Below are 18678 nucleotides of genomic sequence, written 5' to 3'. Positions count from 1 at the left end.
TACCGCGTGCGGTCAGGGACCGACGAAGACCGTGGTGCCCCGCCAGTCCACGTTGTCGACGCCCGGGCCGCTGCGCACGGTGGCCGAGTCGGTCGGCGCGCCGTCCGACCAGGCCATCGAGGACAGGTTGCCGGTGCTCCGGGAGACGACGTAGAGGTTGTCACCGTCCAGGAACAGGCCGTTCGTGTCGGCGAAGGCCGTGGTGCCGGCGACCGTGCTCCGCTCCGCGCCCACCACGCCCGTGTCGGGCGTGAACCCGCGCCAGAACAGGGCGCTCTGGCCGGCCAGCGTGTAGTAGAGGCGGCCGCTCTTGTAGAACATGGCGGTCACGTTCGGCAGCTCGGCGGCGAAGTTGCCCGCCATGCCCGCGTAGGTCTGGCCCTCCGGCGCGGAGCCGGTGACGACCAGGTCCCACTTGGCGTCGTGGTACGGGTCGAGCTTCTTCGGGGTGCCGAAGGCAAACCCGTCGAACGAGCGCTTGTAGAGGTCACCGTTGACGCCGTAGAACAGGTCACCGCCGACCCAGAACGCGCCCTTCACCGTGGACCACCGGGTGTTGTCCGGGTTCGGGACCGAGCTGGCGTTGCCCACCGCGGTCGCGCCGTCGTACGACCGCTTGGTGATGCTGTCCACCGTGGTGGCCGGCGGCACCGGCGGGAGCTTGACGATCTCGATGCCCTGGACCAGCGGGTTCTCCAGCACCCGACCGAAGTCGATGTCGACGTTGCCGTCGCTGGTGACCGCGAAGGCCCGCATGGTGCCCTTGTTGGTGGCGCCGATCGAGGCGATCGGGTCGAAGTCGTTCAGCTTGAGCACGCCGTCGATGCTGACGTCGAACTTGCGCTTGCCGGCCGTGGCCGTGCCGGCCCACCGGTTGGCCAGGTAGAGCCGGACCTGGACGGGGGTGCCCGCCGGGACCGGGAAGTCCCACTGCATGTCCGGGGTGGTCGACTGGTCCCAGCGCTCGCTGTTGAACAGCGCGACCGGGGTGCCGGCCGGCACGGTGGCGTCGAGCGTCGCGTCGGTGGTGTACGTCGTGACGCTGTTGCCGGTGTTGTGGTAGGCGCTCGGCGCGGTCAGGCTGTCGGTGGCCCAGGCCGGGCCACTCGGTGCGGCCAGCTGGTCGCCACCGGCGTTGACCCGGTAGAGGACGTCCGCCGCGTCCGGCGTCGGCGCGGTCTTGACGACCTCGATGCCCTGGACGAGCGGGTTCTCCACCACCCGGCCGAAGTCGATGTCGACCACGCCGTCGCTGACCACCGAGATCGACTGCATGGTGCCCCGGTCGGTCCCGCCGGCGGCGGCCACCGGGTCGAAGTCGTTCAGCTTGAGCACCCCGTCGACGCTGACGTCGAACTTGCGCTTGCCGACCGCGGCGGTGCCGGCGTACCGGTTCGCGAAGTAGAGCCGTACGTCGATCCGGGTGCCCGCCGCGACCGGGATGTCCCACTGCATGTCCGGCGCGGTCGACTGGTCCCACCGCTCGGTGTTGAAGAGGGTGGCCGGGGTGCTCGCCGGCACCGTGGCGTCGAACGTCGCGTTGGTGGTGTACGTCGAGACGCTGCTGCCGGTGTTGTGGTACGGGCTGGGCTCGGTGGCGCTGTCGGCGGCCCAGTCCGGGCCGCCGTCGGTCGCCGGGATGGCCGGTCCGCCGGCGCTGACCCGGTAGAGGACCTCGCTCTGCGCCGCGCGGCCGGCCTGGTAGACGTTGCCCGGCAGGCCCTTGGTGCTGGTGGAGTGCGGGGTGGCACCGCCGCTCAGCGGGAAGAAGGCGAGCCGCTTCCGCTGGTAGTCGAAGTTGCCGATGTACTCCTGGTCGCTGCCCAGCCAGAGGCCCTCCGGGGTCACCAGCATCTCGGTGACGCCGTAGCCGCGGGGGTGGCGGCCCGGGTTCCAGGACAGCGGCAGCCCGCTGGCCGGGTCGAGGGCCGCGATGCTGGCCCGCGGCACCGCGCCGGGACCCGCCTTGTCGCGGGCGAGCGGGTTGTTCGACCACCGGAAGTGACCGCCGACGTAGACGGCCTCCTCGCTGATCCCGGTGGAGAGGAAGGTGTCGCCGCCGCTGAAGTTGGTCCAGGTCGGCTGCTGGCCGCCGCCGCTGGCGGCGGTCTCCCAACGGGCCGCCGAGTCACAGAGCGTGCCCGGGTAGGAGGCGCCGGTCGTCACCACGACGAAGTACTTGCCGCTCGGGGAGAACTGCACGTCGCGCACCCACGAGTCGAACGCGGTGTACTTGCAGGCTCCCGAGTAGGCGTCGGTGTTCCAGTCGGCGATCGTCGCCGCGGTGTCGCCCAGGTCGATCCGCACGATCTGGTCGTGGACGACGTCGTTGGCCTTCTTGAAGTTGCCGATGACCACGAGGTGCTTGCCGTCCGGGGAGACGGCCAGCTTCTCGACGCCGACACCGGCCTTCGCGCCGCCGTTGGTGCTGGTCCAGTTGTGGTTCTCGGTCAGCGCCACGGTGAGGTAGTCGGTCACCGCGCCGGTGGTCGGGTTCAGCGACGCCAGCCCGTTGCGGGTGGTCGTCGCGGTCACCGTGGAGAAGATGCCGCCGACCAGGAGCCGCCCGTCGACCAGGGCGATGTCGGTCACCGTGCCGTTGAACGCCGGGCCCTTGAAGCCGGCGACCGGCGTGCCGTCGGCGACGTTGAGCAGCGCGAGCTTGCGGAAGTTGGTGCCGTTCACCTGGTTGAAGGTGCCGGCCACGTAGACCGTGCCCGGCGTCGGCCCGGCGATGATCGCCGTCACCTCGCCGTCGAGCACCGGGGCGAAGGCATCGTCGATCTTGCCGGTGGCCTTGTCGAAGGCCAGCACGCCCTTGCGGGTGACCTCGACGGGCGAGGAGCCGCGGTTCTGCGCCTTGGTGAACGAACCACCGACGATCACCTTGCTGCCGGCGTCGTAGATGGCCACGACGTTGCCGTCGTTGATGTTCGGCGTCTTGTCCGTCGGCACCTCGCTGACCAGCGTGGTGTGGTCCGGCGCCGCTGCCGGCGCGGCCAGCGCGGGCACGGGGGTGAACAGGGTGGCGATGCCGAGCACGGCGGCACCGAAGGCGGACACCGAGCGGTGTCTCAGGAGCGAGGAAGCCACAGGCTACTCCGGGGGAAACGTCGGAGGCGCTGCGGTCGTGGCCGGAATCGGCGCGAGGTGGGGCGCCGCACGGCCGACCGCAGACGTGAGAGCAATACCTTCTCGCATCGGGCTGTCGCCCGTCCACCCGGGACCGGGCTTTTTGACCGAGCAAACGCCCCAGGTCACACGAAAAGACGAGGGAAGATCATCGACCCGGTACGGAGGGTGGCGCCGAGGAGACACTGAGATCCGGTGGCGGCGGGTTGAAGTACGGGTCGGTGGCCATCTCCCGGAACACCGCCTCGCTCTCCGGGTCGTTGCCGAAGGTGCTGTCGTACAAGGGTTTCGTGGTCTGCCGCGCGGCGAAGTAGACGGCCGCCTTGATTTGCGGGTGCTTCTTCAGGTACGGCCCGACCTCCCGCATCCAGTTGGCGCGCTGGCCGGGCCGGCCCTCCTGCGTGAGCCCGAACTCGCCGATCACCACCGGCCGAGGGTGCTTCTGGGCGAAGGCCATGAAGTGGTCCATCCGGTCGGTGAAGCTGTTCCACTCCGGGCCGGGGTAGACGTCGGCGCAGAGCCAGTCGACCTGGTCGTCGCCGGGGTAGTAGGCGGCGGCGTCCCGCTCGGGCTCGGCGAAACCGTCCGCGTGCGGGCACCACACCCAGGCCGCGTTGGTGACTCCGACCTCGGTGAAGATTGCCCGGACGTGCTTCCAGGCGGCGACGTAGTCCTCCGGCGAGTGCATGCTGGCGGCCAGGTTCGGCCGGTCCATCTCCCACCGGTAGCGCAGCAGCACCGGCACCCCGAACTCCTTGACGTCCGCGGCCCGCTGCCGGATCAGCGAGTCGTAGACCCCGCTGACCGTCGACCGGGTGTCGGTGCCCTGCCAGGAGATCATCTGGAGCTTCCCCTGAGCCTGGAAAGCCCGCTCGGTGGCGCCCGGGAAGGCCTCGTTCCACTCGTGGAACATGTGCGCGATGGTCAGCTCGCCGCCGGCCGCGCGGTTGAAGTCGTCGTACGCGGCCGCCCGCCCGGTGGCGTTGTGGAACTGCGGCTTGACCCAGGCGCCCACCCAGGCGCCCTTCTCCGGCAGTTCCGGGCCCCGCCCGGTGGTGCGGACCGGGGCGGTCCGGGGCGTCACCGTGGGCGGGGGCGGTGCCGCCGCCGTCGTCTCATCCCCCGGCCGGTCGGTCGAGCCGAAGTCACAGCCCGCGGCCGCTGAGACGAGGCAGGCCAGAGCGAACACGGACGCCATCGTCCGTCGTAACCGTCGTACCACCGCAACCTCTCCCCAGGATGGTCGCCGGCCCACGGTCGTCGGCCCCGGCAGGGCCCCGCGTGGGCGGGGCGGTACGCCGGGACGGGCGGGCGACCCCTGGCACTCTACCGGCGCGGCGGCGCTCAGGCGGTGTAGCCGAGTTCCCTGAGCAGCGGCCCAGCCTCGGCGAGCACGTCCGCCAGGTCCTGTTCGGTCAGTCGCTGCCGCCAGCGGCCGACCGAGTTCGGCCGGGCCTTGGCGAACCGGGCGTGCAGCGCCTGCCGGCCCGCCGGGTCGCCGACGGCCAGGAAGTCGGCGACCACCTCGGCCGCCTCGGCCGGCCGGCTGACGATGTCCTCATAGCGGAGATGCCGGACCCGCTCCGCGGGCACCTGGGCGAGCTGGGCCAGCGCGCTGCTGGTGAAGCGGCGCCACATCCACGCCGACCGGCCCAGGTCGGAGACGCGGCTGAACTCCTCGCGCCGCTCCGGCTCCACCCAGAACCGGGGCGCCGCGCCCCACGGCGTGCCGCCCCGGCCGCTCTTCCCGGTGCCCGTCGAGGCCGCGTTCAGCCACGGCTGCTCGGCGTGCGACACCGCCACGTCGCGGCCGTCCCGGTAGACGTGGAGGAAGACCGCGTCCGGGAAGACCTCGGTCAGGAACGGCACGATGAAGCAGTTCTCCGGGTCCTTCTCGGCGAACCGCAGGCCGCCGTGGCCCGAGGCGGCGAGCAGCGCCCCGTAGTAGCCGCGGAAGTAGCGGGCCGCCCGCTGCGGGGTCCAGCTGCCCTCGTACACGCAGCGGGCCACCGCCTTGGTGAGCCGGGGCTCGAAGTGGTACGACACGTCCGGCAGCGCGCCCACGCAGCTGCCCAGGAACGTGGTGCCCGAACGGGGCGCGCCGAGGATGAAGATCGGCCGCTCGACCTTCAGGGTCAGCTTGCGGTTGGCGGCCTCCACCGGCCGCTCCAGTTCCCGGCGTTCCTTCCGGTCGGCCAGCAGGCCGACGGCGGCGAGCTTCGCGGCCTTCACGGTCGACAGGCCGGAGTGCGGGGCGCGGGGCGTGCTGCTGGTCATCGGGGTCCCATCGGTACGCAGGAACGGGTCAGGACTGGGCGGCCGGGTTCGCGCCGGCGCGGTTGCGGCCCCGCCGCAGCGAGCGCAGCGCGTCGAGGTGCAGGGTGGCCCGCCAGCGCCAGGCGCCGGCCAGGTACGCCACCGCGCCGCCGGCCGCCACGAGGGCGACCACCGGGGTCGGGGCGTCGAGCAGGCGGGCCGCCCCGAGCGGCAGGCCGAACGCGGCGACGGCCAGCGCCATCGCGGCCCGGGTGCCGGCCCCGAACGGGTGCAGCCGCATCGACCACCAGAGCTGGGCCAACGGCACCAGGTTGGTCACCAGGATGGAGACGGTCCAGGCCAGGGCCGCGCCGACGATGCCGTACCGCGGGATGAGCAGGAGGTTGGCGACCACGTTGAGCACCGTGCCGGCCATCGCGTTGTAGAACGTCCAGGCGGTCCGGCCGGCCATGTTCAGAACCATGTCGACCATGCCGCAGCCGGTGGCCACCAGCATGGTCAGCGCGAGCAGCACCACCACCCGGTGACCGCCGCCGTAGCCGGAGCCGAACAGCGCCAGCATCGGCGTGGCGAACGCCGCGAAGACCAGGTAGGCCGGCCAGGAGAGCAGCACCAGCCACCCGGTCGCGGCCTGGTAGAGCTGGCGTGCCTCGGCCCGGTCGTCGCGGGCGAAGGCGGCGGCCAGCCGGTGCTGCACCGAGCTGGAGAGCGCGACGCTGGACAGCTGGCCGAGCGCCAGGAACCGGGTCGCCGCCGTGTAGATCGCGGCGTCGGCCGGCCCGCGCAGCGCGCTGAGCAGCACGATGTCCATCCGCTGCACCACGATCGCGGCCAGGCTGCTGACCGCGCGCGGCCCGGTGAACCGCCAGAACGGCCCGACTAGCTCGCCCGCCGGCACCGGCCGGGTCACGTGCCGGCCGGCACGGCCGACCAGCCGGCCCAGCCAGGCCAGCCCGACCACCGCGGCGAGCAGGTAGGGCACCACCCAGGCCAGCGGCAGGGCGACGGTGGCGGAGAGGCCGAGCCAGGCGGCCACCGCCACGGCCAGGAACTGCACCAGGGTCCTGCCGAGCCGTTCCACGGTGAGCAGCGGCCGCATCTGGCCGAAGCCACGGCAGGCGGCCAGCGCGTAGTCGTTCAGCGCGGCCAGCGGCACGAAGGCCAGCAGGATGCGCAGCGCGGTCACCGCGCCCGGTCCGGCCTCCGGCATGGTCGCCTCGGCCAGCGCCGGTGCGGCCAGCCAGCCGACCAGGCCGAGCAGCGCGCCGACCACCAGCACCGGCAGCAGCCCGGCCAGGATCGTGCCGCGGATCCGGTCCCGCTGGTCGAGGGTCCGCTGCCGGCTGACGAAGTAGACGGTCCCCACGTCGGTGCCGAGCCGGGCCGCCGACGCGGCGATCATGAAGGCGCTGGTGGCGGCGAAGAACATGCCGGCCTCGCGGACCGACCAGCCCCGGGCGATGACGATGTTCAGCCCGAAGCCGGCCACCGCGGCCAGGCCGACCCCGACCAGGTTGGCGAAGCCCTGCCGGGCCGCGCCACCCAGGCCCGCGCCCGCGCCCGCCCCGCCGGGCGGTGCGGTCAGCGTGGGGGTGCCGCCGGCGTCCGCCCGGGTCACCGCCGCCACGACGGCACGCGTCCCCACCAGGTGGCCAGCCGCTCGTCGTACGGGGCGAAGTGGTTCTCCAGCCGGGCCCGCAGCTCGGCCGACATCGGCGACCGGGACCGCGAGTTGTGCTTGCCGAAGGCGATGTCCGCCCACCGGGGCAGGCCGAGGAAGTCGCAGACCGCGTCGAAGGACGGCCGCGGATCGGCGAAGAAGTCGTCGCTGTCGATCACGTGCAGCCGCTCGCGGCCGACCAGCGCCTCCAGCCGCTCCACCTGCTCGATGTAGCGCCCGCGGGCCAGGTACGCGTTGTGCTGGAGGTGGTGGCTCGCGTACGTCGGGTCGGCGGTCATCCGCTCCCGCTCGCCGGCCGTCCGCTCCTCCTCCAGCGCCAGCGCCCGCTCGAAGTCCGGCTCGGTCTCGTAGCCCCGGGCCAGCTCGTGCGAGTGCGCGGAGTAGGCCCGCTCCACCGGGTCGCGGAGCAGCACAAGCAGCTTCACCGAGGGCAGGTCCTTGGCGATCCGCTGCCCGGCCAGCGGGTGGAACATGTAGTAGGGGCTCGATTCGCCGGTGATCCCGCGTACGCCGACCTGCGCCTTCACCGCGTCGGCCTTGCCGGTGGTGGGGAAGTGCCCGAGGTACCAGCTCATCCCCCGGTGGTAGTCCATGTCGAAGTAGTGCACGCCCTTGTGGTAGGCGGGCGGCAACACCCCGGGGTGCTGCGAGAGCGTCTTGAACAGCGAGGTGGTGCCGCAGCGCTGCGCCCCCACGATCAGGAATCCCGGCACCATCCGCGACCCGGCGGTCAACCGACCGACCGTCCGGCTCACCGACTTCACCGCGCGGAGCGCCTGCTCCTTGGCCAGCGTCACGTCCCCACTCCTCACTCTCACCGGGCCCGGCGGGCCAGGTGCTCCTCTACGGCGGGCAGCAGCCAGGTGTCGACGTGCCCCAGTCGCGCACCCGCCTCCGCCTGCCGGTCCCGCAGATAGCGTGCCGCCAGCTCCACCAGGTAGAGCACGGCGACCAGGTCGGCGCCCCGGCCGTCGGCGTCGAACGGCGCCAGGCTCCGGCCCGCTTCGGCGATCAGCGCCCGCGCGGCCTCGGCCGGCTCCACCCCGTCGTTGCCGATCGCGGTCTGCACCGCCCGGTGCAGCGCGTCGTAGCCGACCGGTACGTCCGCCTCGAACCGCTCCCAGTCCCAGACCAGCACCCGGCCGTCGGCCAGCACCGCGCTGTTGCCGCCGTTCCAGTCGCCGTGCCAGGCGCCGAACGCGACCGTGGGGTCCAGGTCCGCGACCGTCTTGAGCGCCGCGCGCAACCGCCCGGCCTCCGGGCGTGCGCCGAGCGCGTCCACCGCGTCGGCCAGCCGGGCCGCGTGGTCACTTCCGGCCCAGGGCCGCCGGCGTACGCCCAGACAGCCGGCGACCGCCACCATGGCCGCCCGGTCGGCCGCCTCGGCGGCGGCCGGGGTGGCCCGGGGCAGCCGCACCGGCAGCGCCTCCTGCACCAGCAGCGCGTGCCCGTGCCAGTCGCCGTGGTGGCGTACGCCCGCCACGGTGACCGGGCCGAGCGGCAGGTCGGCCAGCCGGCGCAGCGCGGCGGCCTCCGCGTCGACCAGCGCGCGGGTCAGCGGGTCGACGCCGAGCTTCGCGTACCCGAGGGCCCGGCCGTCCGGGGCGAGCAGCTGCAGCACCGGCTTGCGGTTCGCCCGCGCCGGCCCGATGTGCAGGCTGACCAGCGCCCGCTCGCCCAGCACCTCGGCCAGGTACGCGTCCAGCCCGCCGCCGGTCACCACCAGCCGGTCGCGGAACACCAGCGGCCCCAGCCCGAGCCGGAACGCGGTGGCCAGCCCCTGCCGGACCAGCTTCGCCTTGCGGCCGACCGCCTCCGTGGAGTGCCGGACGGCGCTCGCCGCGGCGCGGCCGGAGCCGGTGGGCACCAGCAGCCGGGGGCGGGACGCCGAGGGCACCACCACCCAACCGGCGCCACCCCGGCGCAGGGCGGGTTCCGCCGGCTCGGGCCAGATCAACCCGGCCAGCTCACCGAGGTAGGCCGAGCGGCCGTCGCCGTCCGGGGGTACGCGGAAAACCATCAGCGGTCACCGGCTGCTTCCAGTCGGGCCCGTAGCCCGGCCACGGTGCCCCGGGGCGACGCCGGCGCGAGCGCCCGGCGGAGCCGGTCGTTGCGGGCGAGCAGGGCGACCGAGATCAGGCCGTAGGCGAGGGTGGCTTCCAGTGCCCCGTAGGTGAACTGGAAGAAGAGCATGAGGATGAGCACGAGACTGCCGGCGATCCCGATAGCGCTGTGGTCACGCCGATAGCGCCAGAGGCAGAAGAGGAAGAAGCCGTTGTACGCGATGGCGCCGACGTAGCCCTGGCCGACGAGCATCGCCCAGAGCTGGCCGTTGCTGCCCAGCTCCCGGTTGCCGCACTGCTTGCAGTCGTCGGACTTGCCGATGGCGATCGACCGGTTGCTGCCGATCAGCGCCCGGTTGCCGCCGTAGCCGAGGACCGGCGAGTGGTTGGCCGCGGCGACCGCGCCCTCGGAGAGGGTGGTGCGGATGTCGTCGCTGTGCCCGTTCTGCAACCGCTCGTCGAAGGTGCGGCCCAGCGGTGTGGCGACGATCAGCACCCCGATCAGCCCGATCGCCAGGGCGAGCCCGCCGAGCACCACCATCCGGCCGCGCAGGGCGAGCCGGATCGCCACGTAGACCGCGGAGATGCCGAGGCCGATCCAGAGGCCGCGGTTGAGCGAGTAGATGATCGGGAAGATCGCGGCCAGCGCGATCGCCACGCCGGCCACCCGGCGCAGCGGCTTGCCCAGCACCACCCAGCCGACGATCAGCCAGATGAGCAGGATGGCCGTGTTCTCGCCCCACGAGTTCGTGTAGGCGAACGGCGCGGACGGCCGCGGCGAGCTGGCCTCGCCCTCGATCACCTGCTGGACCTGGGCGAACTTGACGTCCATGAGCGAGGCGACGAAGGGCTGGCTGGCGATCGAGTGGGGCAGGATGAACCGCAACGGCGCGACGAACCCGAGGGTCGGGAAGAGCGAGCCGAGCCAGCCGCCGATCACGACGACCACGCCCATGAACCCGAAGAGCCGGACCATCCGGCGCCGGGACAGCTCCCGCTCGCCCAGGTTGTAGACGTAGAGCATGACCACGGTCATGCTGACGTAGTTCGCCAGCCGGATGGCCCAGCCGATGTACCGGCTGCCGCCGCCCGGCGGCAGCGTGTTCGGCGCGGTGAGGCCGAGCATGGCGGCGGAGAGGACCACCCACAGCAGCAGGATGAGCCAGATCCCGAAGCCCGGTGGCACCCGGACCGGGCCCCGGCGGACCATCTGCACGACCATCGGCACCGCGAAGATGACGAAGACGAAGCTGGACACCCCGAGCGCCCACCACACCGGGTAGAGCACGAAGAGCGCGATCAGCGGCCACGCCGTGGGCAACCGCAGTGACCAGCCCTTCGGCCGCACCGCGGCCGGCGCGAGCCGGGTCCCGGCGGGCGGCGGGACCGCCGCGTCGACCGGGGCCGACCCGCGCGCCGGGCGGGGCGGGGTGACGGTGCTCATTTCACGGTGACCTTGGCGGTGGTCGGCGCGTAGATCACCCAGGCGTTGCCGGGCTGCGGGTGCAGGAGGTCACCGCCGCTGTCGGCGAGGGTGCAGACCATCCCCAGGCCCGGCTTGCGCCACCGGCCCTTCGCGCTGGACGGCCCGGAGACCGCGACCACCGCGCCCTCACCGAAGACGTTCGCCGACGGCAGTGACCGCGGCGACGGGTTCCGGACGTCGAGCGTCCGGTATTCCATGGTCAGCACGATCACCGAGGCGGCGGTCACCGTGGCGGTGCCCACCTTGCCCACCCAGCGCGACTTCTGCTGGTCGTACCGCCAGACCATGGGCGGCCCGCCGGAGACGGCGACCGACAGTTCGGTGGCCGGGACGAGGTCCCGCGCGGCCAGCGCGGCGCCGTCGGTGGCGTGGTCGAGGGCCGGCGTCGGCGGCTGGCCACCCTTCGGCGCGGCCTTGAGCAGCGCGGCCGTCGAGGTGTAGCCGTCGTCGAAGGCGTCGCCGTCGTCCGGGGTGACCCCGGCCAGCCCCGACTTCTCGAACTGGGTGAGGAAGCCGGTGGGGCCGCCGGCGTAGCCGACGACCGGGCGCAGCACGGCGACCGACCGGATGTCGACCGGGCGGATCTCGGCGACCGGGCCGACCTTGGCGGCGTCGTGGGAGTGGAACACCGCGGTCAGGTGCAGCGTGTCCGACTCGGCGAACTCGGCGTAGACCAGGTCGGCCGCATCCAGCCCGGCCGGGGTGGTCGAGGGGCTGACCCGCAGCGGCACGGCGACCGCCTGGCGGCCGGCCAGCGGCGCCGCGCTCACCGGAGCACCGGTCAGCGGCCCGGCGGGCAGGCTCGGGGTCGGGCTCGGCGCGGGCGTCGCCGGGGCGGTGCCCGGATCGACCACGTCCACGCTGCCCGCCTCGGGCTGGGGCTCGCTGCAGGCCGTGCCGAAGCCGACCACGAGGGCCGGGGCGAGGGCGGCGCGGAGCATCTGCCGGCGGTTCACCCCAGGTCCTCGCCCGAGTCGAGTGCGTAGCTGCGGCCGTCGCCCTCGCCTCGGGACCGGTAGGTGCCACCGCTGCCGTTGACCGGGAGGGGCTTGCCCGGCACCGGCGGCTTGACCGACGCCTTGCCGGGCGCGGACGGCTTCGCCGACCCGGCGGAGGCGCCGGACGCGGACGGGTGCATCCGCGGCAGCACCATGGTGGACTCGGCGGACGGGCCGGGGCCCGGCCGGGGCTTGGGCCGGTTGGCCGGGGCCGCCGGGCGCGCGGCGCCGGGGGCCGGCGCGGGCAGGCGCGGGGCCAGCACGGCGCCGATCACCGGGGCGTTGACCTGCTCGAACTGCTGAAGCGCCGCGGTGATCTCGCCGCTGCGGGTCCGCCCGGACTCGGCCACCACGATCACCGCGTCGACGTACCGGCCGAGGGCCTGGGCCTCCACGGCGAGGGTCGGCTGGGCGGTCTCGATGATGACGTGGTCGAAGCGCGCGGACAGCTCGCGCAGGATCTCCAGCAGGCCGGCGACCGGCAGCTCGACATCGGCGTCCAGGTCGCCCGGAACGAGCACCCGGAGCTGGCCGAGACCCGGGAGCGGGGCCAGCGCCTTGAGCGCCGGCACGTCCCGGCGGAGCACCGAGGCCAGGCTGTGCCGCCCCTCGGCCACGCCGGTGATGCCGCTCAGCGTCGAGTCCGGCTTGGTGGTGATCAGGGCGACCTGCTGGCCCGTGCGGGCGTACGAGGCGGCCAGGTTGGCCGCGACGAACCCGGCGGCGCTGCCGGCCGAGCCGTCGCAGAGCAGCAGCTGGCGCCCCCGGCCGGCCTGCGCCGGCTCGGGCACCGCGGAGAGCAGCACGTTGCGCAGCCGGCCCAGCTCGCGGGAGATCTTGTGGGTGGCCGGCAGCACCGCCAGCGACGGGGTGCGCGCCGGCAGCTCCAGCAGCAGCGGCAGGCCGACCCGGTCGGAGATGTCCCGGCCGCGGCGGATGCGGGTGTCGAGCCGGTCCAGCACCAGCGCCAGCACGATGCCGAGCAGCAGGCCGGCGCCCATGCCGCTGGCCAGGTTCAAGGTCCGGTTCGGCGAGCTGGGGCTCTCCGGCAGCCGGGCGTCCGAGATGATCTCGCCCGGGTCGCTGTCGGTGGAGAGCAGCGGGCTGAGCCGGTTGTTCAGCGAGGTGAGCTGGTTGGTCAGCACGTTGCGGTCGGCCTCGGCGCGCTCCCGCTCGGGGCTGTTCGCCGGTGCCGCGGCGATCCGCCCGGCGACCGCGCTGAGCTGCTTGTTCACGTCGGTGATCTGCTGCTTGAGCGCGGTGGTCTCGTTCTCCAGCGCCTTCTGCGCGGTGGCCTTGCGCAGGTCCAGGTAGGCCTGCGCGAAGGCGTGCGACCCGGACTGCGCCTGGGCCGGGCTGTCCGCCTCGTAGGCGACCTGGAGGATCTGGCTGTTCGGCGGGACCATGACCGTCACCGACTTCACCAGCTGGTCGCCCCCGGTGTCGACCTTCATGAGGCCCTTGGCCCGCTCGGCCACGACCAGCGAGCGCACCACCTGCGCCTCGGTGTCGAGGTTCACCTTGGCGTTGGGGTTGCTCTCCGCGCTGGCGCTGAGCGGGCGCACCAGCAGCGAGGTGCTCGACGTGTAGCGCGCCTGCTGGAGCTGGCTCACCGCCAGGCCGCCGGCCAGGCCGAGGACCGCGGCGAGGAGCAGGATCCACCAACGGCGGCGCAGCCAGCCCAGGTAGGCCATCAGGGCAAGACCGTCGGAGTCGCTCTCGGCCAAATGGGGTGAGGGCATCAGAGTCTGTCGCTCCCTTTCGACCGAGCCGGGCAGTCCACGGCACAGCTGGACCTGACCGTGACCTTGAGTGTCCCCGATCCGAACGATGAGGGAAAGTCTGCTCGGGTTCCGGTAAGCCTGCCCAGGTGTAGGCAGCCCGCGTAGATATGGCCGATCGGCGCTGGCCATTCGGCGGGTTTCCCGGTGTCGGGCCCGACCTTTCCCCGGGATCAGCGTCGCCGCCGGTCCTCGTTGCGGAGCGGTGACGGAATCCTGACACATGACCGGCCGTCGCGGGCGGCCCGGCCCGTCGCGGCGGCCGTATCCCGGCTGACCTCGGTCGCCGCGCGTCCCGGTCGATCCCGTGCACAGGATTCCCGGGGTGACCCGACCGGCCGGTGGGGATCCGTCCAACGGCCCCTTCAGTTGCCCACCCCCGCGCCAGTAGGTTGTCATGACGCGTCCGAGGGCCATTCGCGAAAATCCGGACGCGGTCGCGGCGTACGGGGAGGAACATTCTGGTGAGCGGGTCAATCGACGACTCGGGGCAGGTCCTGCTGGTCGGCTCCAGTGGCGGGCATCTCGCCCAGCTCCTGGCGCTGGAGCCGTGGTACCGGGAGCGGCGTCGGGCGTGGGTCACCTTCGACACCCCGGACGCCCGCTCGCTGCTCGACGGCGAGGACGTGGTCTGGGCGCACCACCCCACCACCCGGAACGTGCCCAACCTGGTCCGTAACGCCTTCCTCGCGCTGAAGGTGATCCGCCGGCGGCGGGTCGACGCCGTGGTCACCACCGGCGCCGGGGTCGCCCTGCCGTTCGTGGTCGCAGCCCGGCTGCGCCGGATCCCGACGGTCTACATCGAGGTCTACGACCGGATCGACAGCGCGACGCTGACCGCCCGGCTCTGCCGCCCCTTCCTCTCCGCGATGCTCGTGCAGTGGGAGGAGCAGCGCCGCATGTACCCGGAGGCGACCGTCGTGGGGAACCTGCTGTGACCGCTCAGTTGCCCCGGCAGCGCGACGGCCGGCCCGCGCCCTACGTGCTGGTCGTCGTCGGCACCGACGTGCACCGGTTCGACCGGCTGGTGGGCTGGCTGGAGCGGTGGCACGCCGACCGGCCCGGCGTCCGGCTCGTCCTCCAGTACGGCCACAGCCGCCCGCCGGCACTGCCCGAGGCCACCCCGTTCCTCGGCCACGAGGAACTGCAGCGGGCGATGGCCGAGGCGACGCTCGTGGTGAGCCACGGCGGTCCGGCCACCATCACCGAGGCCCGGCGCACCGGTCACCTGCCGATCGTGGTGCCGCGGGACCCGACCCACGACGAGCACGTCGACAACCACCAGCAGCTCTTCTCCCGCCGGCTGGGCGCGGCCGGCATGGTCCGGCTCTGCGAGTCCGAGGCCGCCCTGGTCGCCGCCCTCGACGAGGGGCTGGCCGACCCGGCCCGGTTCGTCCTGGCCGCCGACCCGGGCCGGCCCGATCCGCGCGCCGAGGCGGTGGCCCGGGTCGGCGCGGTGATCGACGACCTGGTGGCCCGCCGGGTCCGCCAGCGCGCCGGCGGGCGGCGCGGGTGAGCGCCCCGGAGCCGACCGAACCCCGCGTCCTCTTCGTCGGCGGCCTCGGCCGCAGCGGTTCGACCCTGCTGGAGCTGCTGCTGGCCCAGAGTGCCGACGTGTGCGCGGTGGGTGAGGTCGTGCACCTCTGGGAGCGGGCGCTCGGCGCCGACGAGCGGTGCGGCTGCGGCGAGCGCTTCAGTGCCTGCCCGTTCTGGCAGCGCGTGGGCGAGCACGCGTTCGGCGGCTGGTCCGCAGTCGACCGGGACGACGTGCTGGCGCTCAAGGACCGGGTCGACCGGACCCGGCACATCCCCCGGCTGGCGAAGAACTCGCTCTCCCCGGAGCAGCTCGCCGACGTCCGCCGCTACGCCGATCTCTACACCCGCATCTACCGGGCGGCCCTCGCGGAGACCGGCGCCCGGGTGGTGGTCGACTCCAGCAAGCACGCCTCGCTCGCCTTCGCCCTGAGCTGGGCCGAAGGGCTCGATCTGCGGGTGCTGCACCTGGTGCGGGACAGCCGGGCGGTGGCGTACTCCTGGGGCAAGCAGGTGCGCCGGCCGGAGGTGGTCGACGGCGAGGACTTCATGCCGACCTTCTCGCCGTTCGAGGTGAGCAAGCTGTGGACCGCGCAGAACGCCGCGTTCCACCTGCTCGCCGCCCGGGCGCAGGTGCTCCGGCTGCGCTACGAGGACTTCACCGCCGACCCGGCCGGCACGGTCCGCCGGCTGCGGGAGTTCGCCGGCCTGCCGGACGATCCCGAGGCGCTGCGCATCCTCACGTCCGACGACTCCGGCTCGGCGCGTCCGACACCGCGCCCCGACCTGGAGCCGTCGCCGCCCACCGCACCCTTCCGGGCGCACAGCGTTGCCGGCAACCCGCTGCGGTTCAGCGGTGGGCCGTTGACCGTGCGGCGGGACGAGGCGTGGCGGAACCGCCTGCCGCGCCGCAGCCGGGCCGTGGTCAGCCTGGCCACGCTCCCCTTCCGAGTCCGCTACGGCTACCTGGGCCAGCGGGGATCCGACGAGTCCGTGGAGAAAGCATGAGTGGGCCGAGCATCTCGGTCGTCGTACCGACGCGGGACCGTCCGGAGCTGCTGCGTGCGGCGCTCGACGCGATCCTCAGCCAGGCGCACCCCGGCCTGATCGAGGCCATCGTGGTCTACGACCAGTCCGAGCCGGACCGCTCGCTGGAGCTGGACCGGGGCGACCGGCGGGTCCGCGTCATCACCAACACCCGCAGCCCGGGGCTGGCCGGGGCGCGCAACACCGGCATCGAGGCGTCCACCGGCGACCTGGTCGCGTTCTGCGACGACGACGACGAGTGGCTGCCGGGCAAGCTCGCCGCCCAGCTCGGCGCGCTCGACGTGCACCCGGACGGGGCGCTGGTCAGCTGCGGCATCCGGGTCAGCTACGACGACCACACGGTGGACCGCTCCCTGGACCGGTCCCGGGTGTCGCTGGAGGCGCTGCTCCGCGACCGGCTCACCGAGCTGCACCCGTCGACGTTCCTGATCCGCCGGGCCGCGCTGCTCGACGCTATCGGGCTGGTCGACGAGCAGATCCCGGGCAGCTACGCGGAGGACTACGAGTTCCTGCTCCGGGCCGCCCGGTACGCCCCGCTGGTCAACGTGGAGAGCCCGTACGTGCTGGTGCGCTGGCACAAGCGGTCGTACTTCGCGCAGCGCTGGGAGACCATCTCGACCGCGTTGCAGTGGCTGCTGCGCCGCTACCCGGAGTTCGCCACGGTGCCGCACGGCGAGGCGCGGGTGGCCGGACAGATCGCCTTCGCCCAGGCGGCCATGGGCAACCGGCGGGACGCCGTGCGCTGGGCCCGGCGCACCCTGGCCCGCAACCCGCGGGAGCCGCGCGCCTACCTGGCGCTGGCGGTGGCGAGCCGTGCCGTGCAGGCCGACCGGGTGCTGCGCACCCTGCACAAGCGGGGCCGGGGCATCTGAGGCGTACACGCGACGGGCGGGCGACCAACCGGTCGCCCGCCCGTTTCCGTGCCCGCGATCAGGCCACGCAGAAGGATTTCCACGCCTGGATGCTCGGCTGGTCGAGCAGCCGGAAGTCACCCTGACTGACCACCTGGTTGTAGTACGCGACGAACTCCGGCCGCTGGCCGTTGAGGTAGCCGGTCATCGAGCGGATCCAGGTCGCCCGCCCGCTGCCCGAGTCGCCCGGCACCAGGTCACTGCCGGTCTCCGCGACGCCCCACGGCTTGCCGAGCGCCTTGGACTTGCTGATCATCTCGCCGTAGATCTCCTGCGGCGGGGCGTACCGCTTCCACTTGGCGCCCCAGTTGTAACAGTCCCACCCGAGCGTCTCGATCACGTCGCCGCCCGGGTAGAAGGAGTCGAAGCTGCGCCCGGACTTGGGGTCGAGCGTCCAGCACATCAGGATCAGCGTGTTGATCAGCTTGGGGTTGTTCGCCCGGTTCGCCAGCCCGGCGACCCGCTTCCAGGCCGTCCGGTACGCCGCCGTGGTGAACGCGCCGCGCTCGACGTCGTCCTCGGGCTCGTGGAAGTACGACCAGTACACGTTGTGCTCGCGCGGGATCGAGGCGAACCAGGAGGCGAGCCGGGAGTCGTACTTGCCGGAGTTGATCTCCTGCGGGGAGGCCTTGAAGGAGACCACCACGGTCCGGTCCACGACGTCGGCCCGGCTGCCGTTCCAGGCCGGCGGCAGGCCGGGGAAGAAGACGCGGGCCATCCGCAGCTTGCCGAAGGTCCGGTCGGAGCGGTTCAGCGCCTGCCCGAAGGTCTCCCCGTTCTGCACGCCGATCGACGCTCCGGGCAGGGTCAGCCGCGTGCCGGCGAAGCCCGGGACGGCGGTGGAGGCCGAGGGCGACACGGAGGGCTTGCCGCCGAGGCCCTGTTCGGCGCTCGGGGTGGCGGCACCGGGCGAGGCCGCGGTGCTCGGGCCGGCCGACTGCGCCGGTCCGCCCGTCCGCGGCGCCTCGCCGGCCTGCCGGGTCTCGTCGGGACGGAGGGTCGCCACGGCGACGCCCCCGCCCGCGACGGCGAGCACGAGGGCGGCGGCGATGGCGACCCGCCAGCGCCGGCGGGAACCCCCGGGCGGCGTCGCGGTCGGCGCGACCGGCGGAGGCGGGGGCTGGCCGGCGCCACCGGTGCCCGGGCGAACACGCGGTTCGGCCCGGACGCCGTCAGGCGGCGGCCCGGGCAGCGTGGCGGTGGCGGTCGGCCTGTCCTCGGCCCAACCGGCCTCCGGGCCGGGGCCGGCCGGCGGCCCCCAGTCGCCGGGGCCGGCGTGCGGCATCAGGTCCGCCGGGCCGTCCTGCGGTCCCCAGCCTCCGGCGCCTTCGGCGTGCGGGCCCCAGCCGGCGTCTCCGCCCTGGGGCGGCCAGCCGGCGTCCGCAGCCTGCGGCGCCCAGTCGTGGGTGCCGCCGTACGCGGCCGGTTCGCCCTCCGTGCCGTAGGGCGCCCGGTGGGGGTCCCCCGTCGTGGGCGGGTCGGGGTGCCCGGCCGGGCCGGCCTGCCGCGCCGGCCAGGTGTGTCCCTGGTCGGCGCCGGCCCACCGCGGGTCCGGGTCGGCGTGGTCGGCGTCCGGCCCGCTCTCCGGCCAGGGCAGGCCGGAGCGGGCCTCGGCCGGTGGCACCGGCGGTGCGGCCTCGGGCCAGGGCAGGGCCGGCCCGCCCTGCTGGCGCGGAACGTCCTGCCCCGGCCAGAGGCCGGTCGGCTGCCCGAAGGCGTTGTGCTGGTCTCGCTCGGCCGGCATGACCCTCCCTGGCTGGCGGCGGCCC

General features: G+C 73.7%; 14 protein-coding genes. 4 read left to right on the top strand and 10 right to left on the bottom strand.

Annotated elements, in window-relative coordinates:
• Positions 1 to 12 precede the first annotated feature (12 nt).
• The 9 genes from ABZW14_RS21205 to ABZW14_RS21165 all read right to left on the bottom strand — a co-directional run bounded on the left by ABZW14_RS21205 (position 13) and on the right by ABZW14_RS21165 (position 13379).
• Positions 13 to 3093, bottom strand: a complete 3081-nt coding sequence (locus tag ABZW14_RS21205; RefSeq protein WP_355349003.1) for a malectin domain-containing carbohydrate-binding protein — start codon at positions 3091 to 3093, stop codon at positions 13 to 15.
• 187 nt (positions 3094 to 3280) lie between these two features.
• Positions 3281 to 4330, bottom strand: coding sequence for a glycosyl hydrolase (locus ABZW14_RS21200; RefSeq protein WP_355349000.1), 1050 nt, complete (start codon positions 4328 to 4330; stop codon positions 3281 to 3283).
• 146 nt (positions 4331 to 4476) lie between these two features.
• Complete coding sequence (locus ABZW14_RS21195) at positions 4477 to 5409, bottom strand: sulfotransferase (RefSeq protein WP_355348997.1); 933 nt, start codon at positions 5407 to 5409, stop codon at positions 4477 to 4479.
• Between the two features lie 28 nt (positions 5410 to 5437).
• Entirely contained in the window at positions 5438 to 7054 is a 1617-nt protein-coding gene (locus tag ABZW14_RS21190) for a polysaccharide biosynthesis C-terminal domain-containing protein (protein WP_355348994.1), read from the bottom strand.
• Complete coding sequence (locus tag ABZW14_RS21185; protein WP_355348991.1) at positions 7024 to 7887, bottom strand: sulfotransferase; 864 nt, start codon at positions 7885 to 7887, stop codon at positions 7024 to 7026. Before ABZW14_RS21185 ends, ABZW14_RS21190 begins: the two co-directional genes overlap by 31 nt.
• A gap of 17 nt (positions 7888 to 7904) precedes the next feature.
• Positions 7905 to 9110, bottom strand: a complete 1206-nt coding sequence (locus ABZW14_RS21180; RefSeq protein ID WP_355348988.1) for a hypothetical protein — start codon at positions 9108 to 9110, stop codon at positions 7905 to 7907.
• Entirely contained in the window at positions 9110 to 10597 is a 1488-nt protein-coding gene (locus ABZW14_RS21175; protein ID WP_355348985.1) for an O-antigen ligase family protein, read from the bottom strand. Before ABZW14_RS21175 ends, ABZW14_RS21180 begins: the two co-directional genes overlap by 1 nt.
• A complete protein-coding gene (locus ABZW14_RS21170; protein ID WP_355348982.1) occupies positions 10594 to 11595 on the bottom strand; it encodes a DUF3048 domain-containing protein in 1002 nt (333 codons plus the stop codon). Before ABZW14_RS21170 ends, ABZW14_RS21175 begins: the two co-directional genes overlap by 4 nt.
• The gene (locus tag ABZW14_RS21165; RefSeq protein WP_355348979.1) at positions 11592 to 13379 is read right to left on the bottom strand and encodes a Wzz/FepE/Etk N-terminal domain-containing protein; all 1788 of its coding nucleotides are present in this window, start codon (positions 13377 to 13379) and stop codon (positions 11592 to 11594) included. Before ABZW14_RS21165 ends, ABZW14_RS21170 begins: the two co-directional genes overlap by 4 nt.
• A gap of 500 nt (positions 13380 to 13879) precedes the next feature.
• Between ABZW14_RS21165 and ABZW14_RS21160 the strand changes: the two genes are divergently transcribed.
• From ABZW14_RS21160 to ABZW14_RS21145, 4 genes are read left to right on the top strand one after another with little or no spacing between them, the layout of a single operon-like run.
• A complete protein-coding gene (locus tag ABZW14_RS21160; RefSeq protein WP_355349254.1) occupies positions 13880 to 14356 on the top strand; it encodes a UDP-N-acetylglucosamine--LPS N-acetylglucosamine transferase in 477 nt (158 codons plus the stop codon).
• Positions 14353 to 14934 (top strand): glycosyltransferase, encoded by a 582-nt coding sequence (locus ABZW14_RS21155; protein ID WP_355348976.1) that lies wholly within the window; start codon positions 14353 to 14355, stop codon positions 14932 to 14934. Before ABZW14_RS21160 ends, ABZW14_RS21155 begins: the two co-directional genes overlap by 4 nt.
• A complete protein-coding gene (locus tag ABZW14_RS21150; RefSeq protein ID WP_355348973.1) occupies positions 14931 to 15959 on the top strand; it encodes a sulfotransferase in 1029 nt (342 codons plus the stop codon). Before ABZW14_RS21155 ends, ABZW14_RS21150 begins: the two co-directional genes overlap by 4 nt.
• Positions 15956 to 16870 carry a glycosyltransferase family 2 protein gene (locus ABZW14_RS21145; protein ID WP_355348970.1) on the top strand — a complete coding sequence of 305 codons (915 nt, stop codon included), beginning with the start codon at positions 15956 to 15958 and terminating at the stop codon, positions 16868 to 16870. The genes ABZW14_RS21150 and ABZW14_RS21145 overlap by 4 nt, the downstream gene beginning before the upstream one ends.
• Before the next feature lie 58 nt (positions 16871 to 16928).
• On the opposite strand, the gene ABZW14_RS21140 is transcribed toward ABZW14_RS21145, so the two are convergent.
• Positions 16929 to 18653 carry a hypothetical protein gene (locus ABZW14_RS21140; protein ID WP_355348967.1) on the bottom strand — a complete coding sequence of 575 codons (1725 nt, stop codon included), beginning with the start codon at positions 18651 to 18653 and terminating at the stop codon, positions 16929 to 16931.
• Between the last annotated feature and the right edge of the window lie 25 nt (positions 18654 to 18678).

Source organism: Micromonospora sp. NPDC004551, assembly GCF_040609975.1.
Classification (GTDB): domain Bacteria; phylum Actinomycetota; class Actinomycetes; order Mycobacteriales; family Micromonosporaceae; genus Micromonospora.
This window is presented reverse-complemented; position numbering and strand designations above follow the sequence as displayed.